Origin of the sequence: Pseudophaeobacter arcticus DSM 23566 (assembly GCF_000473205.1) — a bacterium.
Taxonomy (GTDB): domain Bacteria; phylum Pseudomonadota; class Alphaproteobacteria; order Rhodobacterales; family Rhodobacteraceae; genus Pseudophaeobacter; species Pseudophaeobacter arcticus.
Genome location: NZ_KI421507.1, coordinates 2,223,244 through 2,241,688, shown reverse-complemented (window position 1 = coordinate 2,241,688; position 18,445 = coordinate 2,223,244). Strand labels below are relative to the sequence as shown.

The following is an 18,445-nucleotide window of genomic DNA, read 5'->3' as shown; positions in this document are numbered from 1 at the left end:
ATTTTGCTCAACTCTTTGTCATGAAAAGCATAATCCCATTCTAGGAACTGGGCCGCCTCAGTCGGCGCTACTTCCTGGTTCGGAATTGAACATAAGCGCCATTATCGGACTCGAGGCGACCTCAAGCGCTTGTTTTATAAGGGCTGTAGTGGGGGAGAGGAGTTTGAAAGGCGAAGTGTCCGATAATCGCCTTGATGCCCTGTATGGGCCATTTGGGGCGGGTTTGAAAGACAAAACCTATTCGCCTTAAAACCCAGGTTAAACAGCGCTGAAAGCCTTTTTTTACATAGCTCTATCCGGCTTCTTCCGGGAACATCCGGGTTCTTCCGGTTACTGCAATAACAAGTGTCTCCTAACACCAATTTGACGAATTCCCTGTTTTCTAACCCCAAATCGTGCCTTTGACCAGCCCATAGCCGCGCGGCTGGTTTGAGGCGGCGAGGGAGGTTTGGGACACTTCCCGTTTCAAACTCCAAAAATCCGCCGCCCAAACCGTTTAAATCGTCGGGCGGCGGAGGTCTTTAAAGGGTGTTTAAAGGCTTTTGAAGGTGCTCGGCTTCCAGCTCATCCGAGGTATCTTTCAAGGCCTCCCAGCATTCGGGTTTGAGTGCTGCCCTCAGAACGGCATCGACTTCCGGTAGGAACGAGCACCACATGGGCGCCCCCTCCATTGTTATGTTTGGTTCAAGGCCTTCTAACTTACACAGTGCGCGAGCGGCGCGCTCCCGGACGGGTTTCACTTTGGGCATGGCTGGGATTCCTTGCTGGGTGTTGCTGATACAGATAGCATCGCAAACTCGATTGGCGCTAGCGCCCGCTACCAGCCCAATCACGACATTCATGCAGGGTGCAGCGAAAGCGCTGCTGCGAGCGCGAGAGCTTTCCCGAAAGCCGCCGTTCAGCAGGCGGTGGCGGCCCTGGCTGATGCTGCGATCAGCTCCAGGGGCAGCGAAGCGCAGATAGTGACATTTGCAAAGTCTTCGGGATCTGCCAGACTTGCAGCGGTCCAATGCTGCACGAGCAATGGAAGGAGCAGACCTTCGCCGCACATCCAGGCACCAAGCATCATCGAATGGAAGGGATGTGGACCATGGTCGAAGCTCCATGCACCGTGGCCCTCAAGATATCCGAACGGAATAGGGAGACGTGAGACGAAATATGACTTATTTCTTCTTCAAGGACATTGATCGGAGGCGGGATGGGTATACCAGCGAGGATTCGGCAGTTAGCCTTACGGCATGTCATTCAGGCGGCATTAGCGAAACCAATTAAAGGGATGATACCGCTCGCGGGTGACGAGGCTCTGAAGAACGACACCTATCTGGTCTACATGCTCGACAGCGCGGGCGAGGCAAGGCTCCTCGTCGTCGACCTCGTGGATGATCAGGTGAGAGGGAAGTGGTCGCTCGACGGTCAGAATTTCACTGAGGAACGATCCCTCGACATTAGCGAACTGGCAGAGTTCCAGCCATGGGTCCAGCACTACTATCGAGGCTGGACCTTTTACACAATCGGCCTTCCGAAGTTCTTTCTTTACCGATGGAGCTGCTGGCCCTGGATACGGGTGACATTCGACCGATATCTGCAATCGCGCTTCAACAAGCGCAAGCTGACTCGTCATGATCGAATGAAGGTGCTGCGCTACATTCTTTCAGAAACGGTCAAGGATCGAGCCTTCCAGACACATCCGACCAGCTTGCTGACCCACTTCTATACGGTTCGCTGGGTTCATCGGTCTGATAAAGAAGAACTGATGACCTACTACACGCTCCTTCTGGATTCGATGAAGGAGGCGCAAGATCTCGAAACGACGCAGCACCATGGTTACAAGCTCAGACCGCAAGTGCTGAACACGGTCACCAGCTTCGAGCTCGAAGAACAGCGTCATGCTGACAATAGAAATACGCAAAACCGTATCTTCTGGCTGACGGCAGTTCTGATGGTTGTCGGGATTGTGCAAGCCGGGGCGGTAGCTTACGATACGTGGTGGAAGTAGTCGAATACATTCACCACAACCAATACCAATGGCAGCTTTCGGGAAACTATCGGGTGCCTTCGCGCCTGCAGCACGGTCATCGCTGCGCCTTGCATGAAGGTCGGGATTGGGCTGGCTGGTGCCATGCAGCGGCGGGCACCAGGAGCGAAAATGCCGCGCGCCAGCTGCTGCACAGCCGCAAGGCAGCTTTGAGCCCTAATCGACCAATGCTGCAAGTTGGGCGAATGTCGGCTCTGCGCGCTCACGGTCTCGCTCCTTGTACTTCAGTTAACCTCGCGTATGCCTGTTTTGGCGCAATGCCACGGTTGCGCGGGCAGCTGAGCGCATATCCGTCGTCAGGTAAAAAGTTGGACTGTTTCTTCGCTCTCATGCTGGTAAACGTGGAGCCAGAAGCAGGGACCAATTTCATGACATCGCACCAAACAGTTGCAGCCGATCTCGTCTGCGCTATTTCAGAGTTCTCGGATTTGCCCGCCATGTCCAATGGCGATGGTACAGTTACTTACAAACGGCTCGGCCAGTTTGTTTCGACACTTGGTCGTCGTCTGAAAGACCCCCAGGTCGTCGGAATATTTGGCTCACCTGGTGTTGCTATGGCCGCAAGCGCTGTTGCTTGCGTTGTTCATGGCCGTGCGTTTGTGCACCTTGATCCCGCGATGCCACAAATGGTGTTGCATAACATCGTGTCTGAATTGCAGGTCAGCCTGATTGTCACCTGCGAAAGACCCGCATCAGGCCAGTTGCCGGGTGATTGCGAAACGGTTGATGCCAATGACCTGCTTGGCGATGCCCCCGCGCATTATGCGCCACTGCATGCGGCGGCGGTTGCACCGATCGATCCAATTTATTTGGTCGCGACATCTGGCACAACAGGGCGACCAAAGTGTATTCCAGTGTCTCAGGACGCGGCATATCTGTCATATGAATGGCGTGACGCATATACGCCCTATGGCCCCGATATGCGCGTGGGCATCTACGTGTTTGCGATCTGGGAAATGTTTCGCCCACTGCGCAAAGGGGCGGGCTTGTGGTTTCCCGATGCCAGCACATTGTTCGCACCGGGAAAGCTCGCTGATTTTCTGATCGCAAACAACATTGACGAGATGCTGTTTACACCCTCCTTCTATGACACGTTCCTAAATGCATTGGGCGCTGACAAGGCGGCTGCACTGCCGCTGCGTCGCGTTGTGCTCAATGGAGAAGTTGTCAGCGATGATCTGATCATCGCGTCCTTGGCCAAACTGCCCGACGTGGCCCTGTGGAACCTTTATAGCATTTGCGAGACCCACGATGTCTGTATGTCGCACCTGACAGAGCCAGCGGGCGATGCGCCTGCCTCGGTTGGTATCCCGATGGAGCATCTTCGCGCGGTCATTCTGGATGAGACGGATTTGCCTTGCCCGCCCGGCACGTCTGGGCAGTTGCATTTTGAAGGGCCCCGGATGCTGGGCCCTGGCTACGTCAATCGCCCCGAGGAAACCCGCCTGCGATTCCGCGAACTGACCATTGAGGGGTGCGAGGTGCGGCTGTACGACACCGGCGATCAGGCGTGGGTGGACGACACGGGCGCGCTGCATATCGAAGGGCGCATTGCCCATATGCTCAAGCTGCGGGGCTTTTCGATCCAGACCAAAGAGCTGTCTGACACTATGCGCGAAAGGCTGGCTTTTTCCAGTGCGGCACCTTGGGTGGCCGAAGTCGGCGCGCGCGGTCAAAGCCTAGTTTTCTATTTTGCGGCGGACGCTGCACAGGCCAAACGCAACAATGAACACTGGGGGCTTGTTGCAGGAACCAACAAAATCCCCACAGCGCTTGCCGCCGACCTGCGGGCTGTGTTGCCAGCCTATTGTGTGCCGACTTTCCTAGTTCAGATGGACGCCTTGCCGCTGCATCCGGTGTCGGGAAAAGCAAACATGCGGGCCCTTCCAGCGGTAGAGGAAACCATGATTGATGCAGAGGTGATCGAGGATGCTGTCATTGCCGCGGCAGCCCTAGCAATGTCCTGTGCGCCGTCTGACATTGATCCCGCGCTTAGCTTTCATGATCAGGGCGGCGATTCATTGATGTGCGTGACCTTGATGCTGGAACTTGAAAAGGTCTACGGCCTTCCGATCGACTTTGATCTGGCAATGAACGTCCCGCTGCACCGCCTTGACCAATTGATGACGCATGAGGCCGATGCGCCTGCGCCGACCGAGAACCTTGATCGTCCGGGCATCTTGCTGACGGGGTCCACGGGATTTCTGGGTGGGCATGTTCTGGCCAAAGCCGCCCGTGATTTGCCCGCAGGCGAGGTTGTCTATTGCCTTGTCAGGGACAAAAACCGTGGCGCGCGTGATCGCTTGGATGACGTCGCGCTGGCACATGGGGTCGCATCCGACCGCTACGTTATTGTGCACGGAACCTTGGACGCACCTCATTTCGCATTGCATCAGGACAGCTACACCGCTTTGGCTGCTTCGGTTACTAAAGTCGTTCACTGCGCGGCTATGGTGAACCTCGCGATCGGACGCGAAGACATGCTGGATTGGTCTGCGCGTGGCATGGAGACGGTCCTAACGTTCTGTACCGATGCTGGGGCCGATTTGCGGTTCACCTCATCGAGTGCGGTCTTTCCTGACCGTGGCGGCCCCTGGCCCGAAGCGCCCGCAACTGTCTGGGATGGATGTACCGGCTACGGCGCAGCAAAGATCGCGGCAGAAGGTGCGATTGCGGCTTCTGGTGTTCCTGCAGCGATTGTGCGTCTCCCGTCGCTTTATGATCTGAATGCACCGAACCCGCGCGATATCTATGAAATCATTCTCAAAGCATCATTGATGGCTGGCCATATGCCACAATCGCTTGAGTTTCCGATGACCGATGTGACAGTTGCAGCTGCATTTTTACTTGGCCCTATCACAGCGCCCGCAGCGCCGATCTACAACCTGATGGCGGATGCACGTATCGCGCCGGTTGCCAAAGCAGCACTGCCTGCGTCGGCGTGGCTGGGTGCTGTAACGCTTGAGGCAGGGATAGCCAAAGTCATCGCTGATTTCCCGGACACTTTGCGCGCCGATTCAACCTTTGAAAATAACGCTGCGCGGCTTGCTTGGGCACGCATCAGCACGCAACCATTCGACAGTATCAGCGATGGTGATACCCTGCTGAAACGTCGCGCGCGTGACTACCAAAGTGATCCGGCGTTGACCTGATAATCACCCATCGTCAACGCGCGGGCCGCATCACTGGCCAAAAATGCAGCCAGCTCGGCGATCTCTGTTGGCTGCACAAGTTGGTTCTGCGGATTCGACTTGGCATAGTCCGCACGGACCTGTTCCAGCGTCTGCCCCGTGGCCTTCATGTCGGCATCAATAAACTTGCGCAGCATCTCGGTTTCGACCCAAGTCGGGCTGATCGAGACGCATGTTACACCATGCGCGGCCCCCTCAAGGCTGACACAGCGACCCAAGCCCAAAAGCCCCGCTTTAGATGCACAATAGGCGGCATTGTTGGCCATACCATTGTGAGCAGCAACAGAGGCGAGGTTGATGATCCGACCCCATCCGGCGTGTGTCATATGCGGCATCACAGCACGTATCATCCGAAACGTACCACTGAGGTTCACGTCAATCTGATCCTCCCAAATCTGCTCTGGATGATCGATTATTGCAGCCTCGTCATAGACACCCGCCGCATTCACAAGAATATCAACGCCGCCACGCGCCGCGACTACATCGGCGACAAAGGCATCAACGGTCTCGCGTGATCGCACGTCGAGGGCCTTCGCAAAAATATGATCGGCATCCGCCCCAAGAACTGCGCGCGCTTTAGCCTCATCGCCAGCACTCCGCGTTCCAACAAAAACGGTTGTACCGTCTTTTGCCAGCCTGCGTGCAATGGCAAGCCCCATGCCTGACAAACCACCTGTCACAATCGCCGTCTTGTTGCCTGATGTCATGCCGAAATGTCCTTGATATTGATCGGGAATGCCAATCTGCTAGCCGAAAACACTGGTGGATGCACTGGTAATCGTTGCTAACCGCGCAAGCTGTCAAGAAGGCCAACCGATAGCTACTGAGGCATGAATTCGGTGAAGTGGTTTTTTAGGCATAATTGCCTTCTATCGTGCTAAGTTGAGAAAGCCGCCATCCGACGCGAGCCGGTGAATGGCGGCTTTGTACGCGTCTCTACCGTTCAACCCTGATTGTAGGCTGCACTTGCGGCGAACGTCAGCTCCTGCTGGTGGCACCGCAGCAAAAAGCTGTGGCAGGTCTTGTCTAATCACAGAGTTTGCAAATGGCGCTCTCTGCGCAGAGCTGCCGTTGCTGGCAGCCCACGAGGGTCGCGCGGATCTACCTAGGTGACGGGTGGCAGCACTCAGCCCAAAGTGACCGATGCGAAGGGAGGTTCGCTCTCGTTGCCGCACATGCAAAGAGCTGGAGAAATTCTGAACTGCGTCAAACGCTAGCCTTCCGAGCGAAAAGCCGTCGGGGTCATATGCAGCATGAAAATCGTCTGATGTAAATGAGAAGGTAGGAAATCCGTTAATTCCGTAACTTATTTCAGGCATTGTTTAATTTCCAAATATGTAGAATTGTAGTTGATCACTTTTCGATTCAATTTGCTCTTCCGGCAAGACTGTTTTTCGATGTAGGGGGGAGAACAAACTGTCGAAGATCATCCAATTGATTTTATTTGATTTGCACAAAACGCCTTGGCCGAATTTAATACTCTTGTAGTAATCTCCGGAAATTTCGTCAAATGCATGTAGTTCCACTGTGGTGATAGGATTCTCGCAGCCAGTCTCCAATACGGCCTCAATGTTTTTGACTTCATTTGGGCAACTTTCGTCATTTTTGCAGCTCTTATTTAGCAATGACATTCTGCGGAGAATATATTCAGTAGGTTCTCTGTCCGGAATAGGACTCCCTAGTAGCGTGAAAGGTTTGTGACCCGTTAGGATCTCCAACAAAAACCTTCCGTCATAGATTTCTTGCAAGGATAGGCGCTGTTGATCGCAGCCTGATTGAATTAATTCGGAACCTTGCCTCGCAATTGTGCATCGCCCTAGGGGCGTATTTTGAGCGCCAGCGCTTATTGTTTCCCCTGAAAAGATAATGAAAAAAAGGGAGAGCAGAAATTGAAGCTTTACCTTCGCCCTCCTGTTACTTTTGAATAACAGCTTGTCGTGAATTGCGCCGATTTTGCATATATTCCAAATATGCAATCTTGTGATCATTTTTCCTCGAACAGAAATGTTAGACATAACTCGCAGCAACTGGCTGACCTTTTCAAAAGAATATTGTACTGACGCTGGGGTGGCACCTAAGTGCAAAGTGGTTTGCATTACAATCAGCACAAAAGTAAGCCAAGGATTGAACGGCATCGCCTTCCCCAAGTGTTTCATTGCCTTCAATGCAATTGGCTAGTGTTCCGAGTCTGACATTTGCTACCGATTTCCTCTGATAAGGTCGAGCGCGTCGAGTGCGCGCCGCTCCCGGGCGAGGATGTCTTCGGCGGTCTTGCTCCAGACGAAGGGCTTCGGCTTGGCGTTGTGCTGCAGCAGGTAATCGTAGATTGCGTCCTCGAGGTCGTCGACGCTGGAGTAGCTGCCGCGGCGGATGCGCTTGGCGGTGATCTCGGCGAAGAAGCGCTCGACGAGGTTCATCCAGGACGCGCTTGTGGGCGTGAAATGCAGCTTGAAGCGGGGATGCTTCTCCAGCCAGGCCTGCACCTCGGGCGTCTTGTGGGTGGCGTAGTTGTCGAGCACGAGATGGATGTCGCGGGGCTTCTTCACCGCCCGGTCGATACGGCGGAGGAAACTCAGGAACTCCCTGGCGCGGTGGCGCGGCATGCATTCTCCGATGACCAGGCCCGACTTCACGTCCAGCGCGGCGAAGAGCGTGGTGGTGCCGTGGCGCTTGTAGTCGTGGGTCATCGTGGCAGCGCGTCCCTTCTTGAGCGGCAGCCCCGGCTGGGTCCGGTCGAGCGCCTGGATCTGGGACTTCTCGTCGACGCAGAGCACGACCGCGCGGTCCGGCGGGTCGAGGTAGAGGCCGACGATCTCGGTGACCTTCTCCTCGAACATCGGGTCGTTCGAGACCTTGAAGCCCTTCACGATATGCGGCTTCAGCCCGGCATCGGCCCAGATGCGCCCCACGCTCGAAGCCGAAATTCCCACCGCCTCTGCCATCGACGCGCGGCTCCAGTGCGTGGCATTGGGCGGGGCCTCCTGCACGGTCTTCGCGATCACCTTCAGCCGGACCTCCCGAGGCAACGGCGGCACCCGAGAGGGCCGCGTCTTGTCCCGCTTGAGCCCCGCCACGCCCTCATCGAGATACCGCTCCTGCCAGCGCCAGACCGTCGGCTTCGACATGCCCGTCTGCCGCATGATCTCGGTGGTGCCACTCCCATCGGCCGTGGCCAGCACGATCTCGGCCCGCCAGACGAGCTTGCGCGGCGTGTTGCGGTTGGCGATCAGGGCTTGCAGCTCGGTGCGGTCGGCGGGGCCAAGGTAAAGGCAGATGTCGGAGCGTCTCATCCGCCGACCATGCCACAACTGAGCATACTTGGGAATCTTGCGTCAGGCGTGGAAGACTAGTATGCCTTGGGCAATCGTCATGAGCGGTGTCCGAACACCTGCGCCTCCTGATGCGCATTGTCGGTCGCTTCGAATTCAAGCGTGGAATGCTCGATTGAGAAACGTTCATGCAGCACCGATTTGACGTTTTCTTTAATTTTGTCGGCCTCACCCATCCGGTCGCGTTCGACAACAATATGGCAGTCCAATGCCGCAGTGTTCTCCTGCATTTGCCACAGGTGGACATGATGCACGTTCACAACGCCATCGACACTCTGGATCGCTCTGACCACGTCATTTCCATCAATATCTGGTGGGCTCCCAAGCATCAGGGTTCGAATTGGGCCCCCTATTTCGGTGAAGGACAGATACAGGATGTAGAGCGCGATGCCGATGGTGATGGCCGGATCCACCCAACGCATATCATAAAGTATAATGAGCGTCCCGCCGACTATGACGGCCACTGAAGCCAACGCGTCCGAAAGGTTGTGGAGAAACAGCGCGCGGATGTTCACGCTCCCCTTCTGCATCGAATAGGTCAGCATTGCGGTCAGCGTGTCGACCACAAGCGCAATTCCACCGAGAATGACGACGGTCCACCCCATGACTTCGGGTGGATCAATCATGCGCATGCCACCTTCGTAGATCAGGTAGAAGCCGATCACGATCAGGGTGGTGTAGTTGATCAGGGCAGCGACGATTTCGACCCGGCCATAGCCGAAAGTCATGCGCTCATCGGCCGGGCGGCGCGCGATCTTGCGCGCGGCGAAGGCAATGACAAGCGAGGCCATATCGGAAAAGTTGTGCAGCGCATCGGCGATAAGTGCTAGACTGCCCGACAATATGCCCCCGACGATTTGCGCAACAGTAAGTAGCCCATTCGCCCAGATCGCGATCGCAACCCGTCGATCCCCAGAATTCGGATCGATATTCGCGTGCCCGTGATCATGCGGCATTGGCAGGCTCCTCATGCGCGTGTGTCGCGCGTCGGTCAGTCTTCAGGCGGCCGCTGCGGAAACCACGTACGCGCGCATTCATCCAGTGGCGTATTATATGACGGTAAAGGGCACCACGCAGCCTTCCAAAGGATTGCTCATGGGACAAATAGAAGGCGTCGGGCGTATCGTACACGCCGAAATCTTGCACGATGCCGGTTTTCTGAATGTAGGTATCTTCTCCGTTCCAGGCGACGGGAGGTGCGCCAAGGCAATCTGTGCCCGCGCCATAACCGCAGAGACTGTCCGTGTCCGAGAACGATCTTTGCAGGACTTCGAAGAAAGCGTCATCCAGGATGAAGCCTTCAAGGTTGATCCAGGCCCCTTGAAATTCGATCTCTACCCACGAATGGAGAATTTCCTCTGGAGCAAGCGGATACACCAACTCTGGGACAACACCGCGCTGCAAGCCTTTGTGGATCGTAAACCCATGCAACCGGCAACGAACGCCAACACCACGCAGCAGCGCCATTAAGAGCGTGCCTTTCGTATTGCACTGCCCGTAGCCGTCGGAAAGTACCTCGGATGCGGGGATGTCGTCAGCTCGATTGTATCCGAACGAGATTTCATTTCGAACGAAATCATAGGCAGCTCCGATCCGATCGTATTCGGATAAGTCGCGCCAGCTGCGGCTCTCTATTAGATGCGCAAGAGGCGCGGCATCAAAATCCAGTAGTTTGGTGGGTGCAAGTAGGGGGTTGGTTATCTGCAACGGAGTCGCTCCTCGAATCGTCTTGGAACAGACTAGTGTTCCGAGTCTGACATTTGCTACCGATTTCCTCTGATAAGGTCGAGCGCGTCGAGTGCGCGCCGCTCCCGGGCGAGGATGTCTTCGGCGGTCTTGCTCCAGACGAAGGGCTTCGGCTTGGCGTTGTGCTGCAGCAGGTAATCGTAGATTGCGTCCTCGAGGTCGTCGACGCTGGAGTAGCTGCCGCGGCGGATGCGCTTGGCGGTGATCTCGGCGAAGAAGCGCTCGACGAGGTTCATCCAGGACGCGCTTGTGGGCGTGAAATGCAGCTTGAAGCGGGGATGCTTCTCCAGCCAGGCCTGCACCTCGGGCGTCTTGTGGGTGGCGTAGTTGTCGAGCACGAGATGGATGTCGCGGGGCTTCTTCACCGCCCGGTCGATACGGCGGAGGAAACTCAGGAACTCCCTGGCGCGGTGGCGCGGCATGCATTCTCCGATGACCAGGCCCGACTTCACGTCCAGCGCGGCGAAGAGCGTGGTGGTGCCGTGGCGCTTGTAGTCGTGGGTCATCGTGGCAGCGCGTCCCTTCTTGAGCGGCAGCCCCGGCTGGGTCCGGTCGAGCGCCTGGATCTGGGACTTCTCGTCGACGCAGAGCACGACCGCGCGGTCCGGCGGGTCGAGGTAGAGGCCGACGATCTCGGTGACCTTCTCCTCGAACATCGGGTCGTTCGAGACCTTGAAGCCCTTCACGATATGCGGCTTCAGCCCGGCATCGGCCCAGATGCGCCCCACGCTCGAAGCCGAAATTCCCACCGCCTCTGCCATCGACGCGCGGCTCCAGTGCGTGGCATTGGGCGGGGCCTCCTGCACGGTCTTCGCGATCACCTTCAGCCGGACCTCCCGAGGCAACGGCGGCACCCGAGAGGGCCGCGTCTTGTCCCGCTTGAGCCCCGCCACGCCCTCATCGAGATACCGCTCCTGCCAGCGCCAGACCGTCGGCTTCGACATGCCCGTCTGCCGCATGATCTCGGTGGTGCCACTCCCATCGGCCGTGGCCAGCACGATCTCGGCCCGCCAGACGAGCTTGCGCGGCGTGTTGCGGTTGGCGATCAGGGCTTGCAGCTCGGTGCGGTCGGCGGGGCCAAGGTAAAGGCAGATGTCGGAGCGTCTCATCCGCCGACCATGCCACAACTGAGCATACTTGGGAATCTTGCGTCAGGCGTGGAAGACTAGCAGGTAGGCAGCGAGGGTTCCACTTAAATCTGAGGCGTCAGCTGAGAACTCTCTGCTGACGTGTGGTCACCCAACACACCTCCCGCAGCGTCCCGCACCAGGCCGCGCTGTCGCCAAGCGCTCTCCAAACCCGGGTTGTAAACGTTGCCACAGATCAAAGCCGCCTGCGAAGTGCCGAGATTGAATTGGTTGGCGCTTCATTCAAATGTCCGCATTTGCGGCGTTAACTGCGGTTTCTTACAACTCGATTGAGCGGTAGCTTTGGGCCAGTCGCGCCTGACGCTCTGGTGTGCCACCATGACTTTGCAAAGTCAGCTTCCTGCGCAGAACTGCCATTGGGGGATATGCTACCGCGTCTTCGAGAACATCAGCTCAGTTGCCTTGTCTACGCTTTCACGGACCGGGTCCAGGTTTAGCCTGGCATAGATTGCGGTCGATTGCTGCGAACGGTGGCCCAGCGATTTTCCGATGATATAGCCATTGGCCCCCGTCGCTGCCTGATAGCTGCCAAGGGTGCGGCGCAGGTCGTGTATGCGCAGGTTTTCAATGCCTGCCTCTGCCAAAATGCGCGTCCAGGCTTTCTTGGGGTCGGCCAGGTGGCCGCTCTTGCCGGAGCCAGCAAATACATAGGGGCTGTCTGATTTCAGCTTGCGCTCAATTAGCAATTCAACGGCTTGCTGGGGCAGGTGGACTGTCAGCGGGTCAGCGTTTTTGGTTTCCTCAATGCGCCAGGTTGCGGCTTCAAAACTGATATCTTTCCACATCATCGCCAGGGTGTTTGATTTGCGCGCCCCGGTCAGCAGGGAGATCATAAAGAAATCCCGCGCGGCCTCATTTGGTTCATTCGCCAGGGCTTCAAAAAAGCGGGGCAGCTCGTCCGGTTGCAGGAACCTGTCGCGGCTCTGTTCGCGGAATTTCTTGATCCCGGTTGCCGGGTTTACGCCCTTCCAACCCCATTCGATCCCTTTGTTGAAAATGGAACGAATGCGTTCAAGCAGGCGATTGGCCTGATAGATGCCGTTTTCCTTGCCGGTCTTGGCATGCAGCCGTTCGACCTCGGCCCGGTCAATGCTGGAGATTTTACGGCGGAACCAGTGCGACAGATACTTGTTCACTTCGCGCTCATCGTATTTCCACGATTTTTTGTGAACCTTGGAGTATTTGTCCATGTATTCGCCGAAGAGTGCGCCAAACGTCATCTCGTCTCGAATGGCCTTCTTGTCTTTTTGCGGGTTCGCTCCGGCGGCGATGCCGCCTTTGGCCTTGGCGGCAGCTTTGCGGGCTTGCTCTACGGTCATGTCGGGGAACTTGCCCAAGAGCAGGCGTTCCGGGCGGCCCTCAATTCGTTTGTAGAGGTAAAAGCTCTTTGATCCCGCAGCGGTTACGGCCATCATTAGCCCCGCTTCACGTTCATCATAGTAATAGTCCCGCGCGCCCTTCCTGGCGGCTGCGGCCTTTAAGAGTGCGGCTTTGGTAAAGTTCAAACGATGGCTGGCCACGCTGTTCCCCTGAAATGTCTTGGTGCTACGAAATACTATTGGTGCTACACCAGTGCTACACTGACGAGCAAATTTGAACAATATACGGGTGTGAGTGGTTTAGTTTGTATGGGTGTAATATATTGATAAATATACAAAGAAATATGTTCAGTAAACTATAGCAATATCACGCCTGTGAGGCTCATAACCTGAAGGTCGTAGGTTCAAATCCTACTCCCGCAACCAATATTATCATAAATGAACAAATTCAATAACTTACACCTCGCTCCGGCGGGGGTGTTCGCGTTGCGTCTCCAGTACTGGAGCCGAGAAGGCCACGCTTGTTGAAACCCAGTGGACCTGTCACGGTTTGATGCCGCTCCTTTGATAGCATTTCCTGCAACAAAGGAGACGAACTATGGGACTGAAACGGACGGACGAATTCCGCGCTGATGCGGTGCGTATCGCGCTGACAAGTGGGCTTACGCGCAAGCAGGTGGCTGACGATCTGGGTGTCGGCATGTAGACGCTGAACAAATGGATCACCGCGCATCGAGATACTGACGTGGTGTCGAAAGAAGATTTAGATCTCGCCAAAGAGAATGAGCGGCTTCGACGCGAGATCCGGCTTCTCAAGGAGGAGTGGGATATCCTAAACTGAAGAGGATCAGGAAATGATCCGGGGGATCATTTGCCCGATGAAGGCCACCCAGTTCTTCGCGGGCCTAAAGCAATGAGATTTAGGTTTGTCGAAGAACATAGGTCCAGCTTTCCAGCCAATCGGTTGTGCGAGGTTGTTGGCGTCAGTTCACGTGGTTTGCGTGCGTTCCGCAGCCGTCCAGCCAGCCGCAGACAGCGGTCTGATTTGATCACGTTGGCCCATATCAAAGAACAATCCCGTCTTAGTTTGGGCAGCTATGGCAGGCCGCGAATGACGGAAGAGCTGAAAGAGATCGGCTTGGACGTGGGGCACCGCCGCGTAGGCAGGCTGATGCGTCAGAACGGCATATCAGTGGCCAGAACCCGCAAACACAAGGTGACGACCGATAGCGATCACAAGTTCAATATTGCGCCGAACCTGCTGGATCGAGACTTCAACGCTGATGCGCCCAACCAGAAATGGGCGGCCCCTCTCGGGACATTTCCTACGGAAATACCCTGCCGGGCAATGGACATCAGCTATGTCTGGACACGCGAGGGTTGGCTTTATCTGGCATTCGTCGGGAAAACGGTCCCCCGGACCGTTTTCTGTTCCTCCTCATTCCTGGACCTTCATTCAAGGCGTGTGATCGGCTGGGCGGTGAGCAATCGGATGAAACGTGATCTGGCGATCCGAGCGTTGAAGATGGCCATCGCGTTCCGGCAACCGCCCAAGGACTGCATTCATCACACGGATCGTGGGTCGCAATATTGTTCACACGACTATCAGAAGATCCTGCGACAGCATGGGTTCAAGGTGTCGATGTCTGGGAAGGGCAACTGCTACGACAACGCCGCCGTTGAGACGTTCTTCAAAACCATCAAAGCTGAGCTGATCTGGCGGCGGTCATGGGAAACGCGCAGGCAGGCTGAGATGGCCATCTTCGAATACATCAATGGCTTCTACAATCCACGCCGACGCCATTCAGCACTGGGCTGGAAAAGCCCGGTCGCCTTCGAACGGAAAGTGGCCTAAACGAGCACTTGGGGCGGCACAAAAGCGTGACAGGTCCATTTGTTACCTCTATGGCGTCCTTTGGGTCATGCAGAGAGGGCAACGCGCTTTTGACCGGTATGCATCGAAAGATCGAAGAGCAGACAAACAGCGGGACTAAAGCCACAGTCTGCTAGGCGGACAAACCTGACCTACAGCGTACTTGTCTGAATGTCCGCTCCCGTTCAGCTTATCAACTGGAGAGGTGTCTGCTTGAATTCACTGGGCGGAGCCCTTGGCATTCAAAAGGAGATGGGGGATCATGCGCTCCCTCGGTCACGGATATGATCTAGGAAGACTCTCAACCGAGCTGGAACATAGTCCCGACTGGGAAATACCGTCCAAACGGCCGTGTCGAAGCCTGTCGCACTCCCTTCGTAGTCGGGGAAAAGGTCGATAAGTCGACCAGTCTCTAAGTCCTCCGCCACTGTCCAATCGGCCAGTAGGGCAACGCCAAGTCCCTCGAGCGCTGCGCGCCGGACCGCCAAGGCGCTGGAGATTGCGAGCGTCGGATTTGGTCGTACTTCAATCAAGGTATCGGTCGGTGTTTTTCTGAAGCGCCAAGCCGAACCGAAACGTGGCAGAGCAAAGAAAATACCATCCCTGGTGGCCAGGTCCGATGGACTGTCTGGTGGTCCAGCTACATCCAGGTAGGCTCGTGCTGCGACTGCGTGATAGTGAACGTCAAACAGTTTCGAGACAATGAATGACCCTTCAACCTGCGGGCCGAGGCGCAGGGCGAGGTCAATGCCTTCGGCTGCAATGTCTATCTCAGCGTCGGTTAGGATAAGTTCAACCTCGACCCGAGGGTAGGCGGATCGAAACGGGCCGAGACGGGGAGTGAGCCAGCGCTCCCCAAAAGCAACTGACGTTGTGATCCTGAGAAGACCGGACGGCTCTGTCACCGCATCGCGGGCGATGTCCGCCGCTTCTTCTATAGCTTCAATAATTGATCCGACTTGTGCGAGGTAGAGCCGTCCCGCCTCTGTAAGGGCGAGCCGTCGCGTGGTTCTTTCAAAGAGTGTAAGACTGAGCGCCTGTTCGAGCGCTGCAACACGTCGGGATACAGACGACGGATCGACCCCTTCATCTCGCGCGACTGCCGCGAATGAACCTCTCCGCGCGACATCGGCAAAGGTCTTGAGAAGGTTTAGGTCCAAAGCCAATTCATTCCTGCATTTGATGCACGACAGAATGTCATGAAAGCCTGTTTCCCGCAAGATGCGCGCGTATCATGTTGAAGCCATCCAAACAGGAGGCATTGCCATGAACCGTATTCTTCAAATCGACAGTTCATCCCGACCAACCGCTCCGTCCGAAAGTGCCATCGAGGGTTCATTCAGCAGAGCGTTGGCGGATCACATCACTGACCAACTGTCCAGTGTGACCCCGAACGCCGAGATTGTGAACCGCGACCTAGTCGCAGATCCAATCGCTCATATCGCCGACCAGACCATCAAAGGCTACTACACTCCGCCAGAGGCGATGACTGACGATCTTCGAAAGGCGACTGCGCAATCGGATACACTGATCGCTGAACTCCGCGACGCGGATATTGTTGTGCTATCCGCGCCCCTCTACAACTTCTCGGTTCCGTCCGCGCTGAAGGCCTGGATCGACCAGATCGTTCGTATCGGACACACCTTCGCTTATGAGGACGGCCAGTTTCGCGGTCTTCTAGCTGATCGTCCGACCTACCTCGCGTTGAGCTACGGCGCAGGCGGTTATGCGCCAGGCGGGCCGTTGGAGAGCTACGATTACCTGCGTCCTTACCTGACCGGCCTGATGAACTTTATCGGTCTGACTTCGGTCGAGGTTTTCACCATTGAGGCTACGACCGTGCCGGATGCCCACGACATCCTGCAAGCAGCATTGGCTGACATTGATGCCAAATTGCCCGGTTCAATCGCTGCCTGAACTCCACTTAATCCCCAATCCAAATCAGGAGACTAATCCATGCTGAAATCAGCCATTGCTACCTTTGCCACAATTCTCGCGACTACGCCCGCGTTCGCGGAACCTGTTGAGTGGACCCTCGACCTTGGCCATGCCCATGTCGGCTGGGAGATCGACCATATGAACATGGCCAATACGGTCGGTCGGTTTGACACTTTCGACGGAACGTTTCTCATTGATGAAGAAGTTCCCGCAAACAGCGAGATCACTTTCACTATCGACGCCGCTTCGATCAACTCGAACCATGTCGGGCGCGACAATCATGTGCGCAACGCCGATTACCTGAACGTCACAGACCACCCAACCATCGACTTCACCTCTACCGAGGCGCGGATGCTAACGCCGACCACAGGCAAACTGATCGGCGACCTTACAATACTGGGCGTGACGGCCCCAGTCGAACTCGACTTCCAAATGGTCAACCGTCGGACCTACCCGGATTTCATCCCGAATTACGATGAAGTCGAAGTCGTCGGCTTCCATGTCACGGGCGAGATCGCGCGGTTGGACCACGGGATGGACTTCATTGCCTTTCTTGGTTCGCCCACCGGCTTCGTGGTCGATCTCGACGCCCGTTTTGATTTGGTTCGCTGTGACGGCGCTCCCGACACGAACGTCCCTTGCAATTGGGGCCGGGTAGAGGGCTTCACAGGCCCGAATGAGAGCTGATCCAATGCGCCGCTCAGATATTCCGGCGCGCTGGCCAGTCGTCATCGTCCTTCTACACTGGACGATGACGGCGGCCCTCCTTGCCATGATTTTGGGTGGTTTCGCCATGTCGCGGGTCGCAGAAGCGGCAGCGGAGGCGGGAGATTTTTCTCTCACCGTTTTGGGGATTCCAGTCTTCGAGGCCTACCAGCTTCACAAGTCTATCGGGGTCCTGCTTTTTGGACTCGTCCTGATCCGCCTTCTATTCAGAGTCGCTTTGCCAGAGCCCGACCTGCCAGAGCACACGAAAACGCCCGAAAGGTTCGCCGCGCGAGCGGCGCATGTGGGGCTCTACATGCTCATGTTCGGGTTGCCGATCTCTGGGTGGTTGCTGGCCGCATCGTCCCCGCTCGGGATACCGACGCAGGTTTTTGGTCTCTTTACCTTCCCGCACCCCATCGGCCCCGACGCCGGGCGGGACGCATTGTTCCACACGGCGCATTGGGCAGGGGCCTGGGCTCTCTGCGGGCTTGCTTCGGTTCACACGGCGGCAGCTCTGAAACACCACGTCATCAACCGAGACAGCGTGCTGGAAGCGATGCTTCCTGTTCGCCGGTCAAAAGACGAGAGGAGTGACATCCATGCAGAATAGACCTTCCGCAATCGCCCTTTTCATCATCTTGGCAAGCGCGGCATATGGACAGGATGCTTGGACAGTCGATCACGCATCGAGCCAATTGACCTACAGTGTCGAGATAGCCGATCAGACCGCGCAAGGTGCCTTTGGTAGCTGGGTCGCAGATATTTTCTTCGATCCCGAGCGCCCTGAGACAGGGCAAGTGCGGGTCGAGATTGATATGCCGACCGTTTCCATCGCCGACCCACGTGCGACTGCCGTTGCAAATGAGGCGTGGCTTTCTGTCGACGATCATCCGTTGGCCGTTTTTGTCGCTGACCAGTTCGATCTTGCGACGAACGGCACTCTCGTCGTGGTTGGCACCCTCACTCTCAAGAACATCGACGCGCCGATGACCTTATCGGGAACGCTGATTGTCCAAGGCGATACCGCGCAGGCTGATCTGTCCGGAGTTATCCCACGCCTCACATACGATATCGGTGCAGGCCAGGACGTGGTTTCCACCNACGTCACGGTTAATGCCACCCTAACGGTCCATCGCAGCCCCGAAGAAAACTAAAGGA

The 18,445-nt window shown here is 56.3% G+C and carries 15 protein-coding genes and 1 pseudogene; 7 read left to right on the top strand and 9 right to left on the bottom strand.

Annotated features, from left to right (window positions below):
* Positions 1-521: 521 nt before the first annotated feature.
* Positions 522-749 (bottom strand): hypothetical protein, encoded by a 228-nt coding sequence (locus ARCT_RS28270; protein ID WP_036784961.1) that lies wholly within the window; start codon positions 747-749, stop codon positions 522-524.
* Positions 750-1,276: 527 nt separating this feature from the next.
* Between ARCT_RS28270 and ARCT_RS0114905 the strand changes: the two genes are divergently transcribed.
* Positions 1,277-1,996 (top strand): hypothetical protein, encoded by a 720-nt coding sequence (locus ARCT_RS0114905; RefSeq protein WP_161631325.1) that lies wholly within the window; start codon positions 1,277-1,279, stop codon positions 1,994-1,996.
* 407 nt (positions 1,997-2,403) lie between these two features.
* Positions 2,404-5,187, top strand: coding sequence for an AMP-binding protein (locus ARCT_RS0114900; protein WP_084300967.1), 2,784 nt, complete (start codon positions 2,404-2,406; stop codon positions 5,185-5,187).
* Here the strand turns inward: ARCT_RS0114900 and ARCT_RS0114895 are convergent.
* The 7 genes from ARCT_RS0114895 to ARCT_RS0114865 all read right to left on the bottom strand — a co-directional run bounded on the left by ARCT_RS0114895 (position 5,160) and on the right by ARCT_RS0114865 (position 12,969).
* Positions 5,160-5,933: an SDR family NAD(P)-dependent oxidoreductase gene (locus ARCT_RS0114895; protein ID WP_027240787.1), complete on the bottom strand. Its 774-nt coding sequence runs from the start codon at positions 5,931-5,933 to the stop codon at positions 5,160-5,162. The two genes, ARCT_RS0114900 and ARCT_RS0114895, sit on opposite strands and share 28 nt — an antisense overlap.
* A gap of 615 nt (positions 5,934-6,548) precedes the next feature.
* Positions 6,549-7,382 (bottom strand): hypothetical protein, encoded by an 834-nt coding sequence (locus ARCT_RS0114890; protein WP_027240786.1) that lies wholly within the window; start codon positions 7,380-7,382, stop codon positions 6,549-6,551.
* Positions 7,383-7,424: 42 nt separating this feature from the next.
* Entirely contained in the window at positions 7,425-8,516 is a 1,092-nt protein-coding gene (locus ARCT_RS26215; RefSeq protein ID WP_027238313.1) for an IS630 family transposase, read from the bottom strand.
* Positions 8,517-8,593: 77 nt separating this feature from the next.
* The gene (locus ARCT_RS0114880; RefSeq protein WP_027240785.1) at positions 8,594-9,511 is read right to left on the bottom strand and encodes a cation diffusion facilitator family transporter; all 918 of its coding nucleotides are present in this window, start codon (positions 9,509-9,511) and stop codon (positions 8,594-8,596) included.
* The gene (locus ARCT_RS0114875) at positions 9,501-10,256 is read right to left on the bottom strand and encodes a transglutaminase-like domain-containing protein (RefSeq protein WP_027240784.1); all 756 of its coding nucleotides are present in this window, start codon (positions 10,254-10,256) and stop codon (positions 9,501-9,503) included. The genes ARCT_RS0114880 and ARCT_RS0114875 overlap by 11 nt, the downstream gene beginning before the upstream one ends.
* A gap of 62 nt (positions 10,257-10,318) precedes the next feature.
* The gene (locus tag ARCT_RS26210; RefSeq protein ID WP_027238313.1) at positions 10,319-11,410 is read right to left on the bottom strand and encodes an IS630 family transposase; all 1,092 of its coding nucleotides are present in this window, start codon (positions 11,408-11,410) and stop codon (positions 10,319-10,321) included.
* Between the two features lie 407 nt (positions 11,411-11,817).
* Positions 11,818-12,969 (bottom strand): tyrosine-type recombinase/integrase, encoded by a 1,152-nt coding sequence (locus tag ARCT_RS0114865; protein ID WP_027240783.1) that lies wholly within the window; start codon positions 12,967-12,969, stop codon positions 11,818-11,820.
* A 397-nt stretch (positions 12,970-13,366) separates the two neighbouring features.
* On the opposite strand from ARCT_RS0114865, the pseudogene ARCT_RS0114850 reads away from it, so the two are divergent.
* A pseudogene (locus tag ARCT_RS0114850) lies at positions 13,367-14,623 on the top strand (IS3 family transposase).
* 278 nt (positions 14,624-14,901) lie between these two features.
* Here the strand turns inward: ARCT_RS0114850 and ARCT_RS0114845 are convergent.
* Positions 14,902-15,801: a LysR family transcriptional regulator gene (locus ARCT_RS0114845; protein ID WP_027240447.1), complete on the bottom strand. Its 900-nt coding sequence runs from the start codon at positions 15,799-15,801 to the stop codon at positions 14,902-14,904.
* 106 nt (positions 15,802-15,907) lie between these two features.
* On the opposite strand from ARCT_RS0114845, the gene ARCT_RS26200 reads away from it, so the two are divergent.
* From ARCT_RS26200 to ARCT_RS0114825, 4 genes are read left to right on the top strand one after another with little or no spacing between them, the layout of a single operon-like run.
* Complete coding sequence (locus ARCT_RS26200) at positions 15,908-16,558, top strand: FMN-dependent NADH-azoreductase (protein ID WP_027240448.1); 651 nt, start codon at positions 15,908-15,910, stop codon at positions 16,556-16,558.
* Between the two features lie 39 nt (positions 16,559-16,597).
* A complete protein-coding gene (locus ARCT_RS27150) occupies positions 16,598-17,266 on the top strand; it encodes a YceI family protein (RefSeq protein ID WP_051360779.1) in 669 nt (222 codons plus the stop codon).
* Positions 17,267-17,270: 4 nt separating this feature from the next.
* The gene (locus ARCT_RS26190) at positions 17,271-17,897 is read left to right on the top strand and encodes a cytochrome b (RefSeq protein ID WP_051360778.1); all 627 of its coding nucleotides are present in this window, start codon (positions 17,271-17,273) and stop codon (positions 17,895-17,897) included.
* Entirely contained in the window at positions 17,887-18,441 is a 555-nt protein-coding gene (locus tag ARCT_RS0114825; RefSeq protein ID WP_027240781.1) for a YceI family protein, read from the top strand. The genes ARCT_RS26190 and ARCT_RS0114825 overlap by 11 nt, the downstream gene beginning before the upstream one ends.
* Positions 18,442-18,445 lie beyond the last annotated feature (4 nt).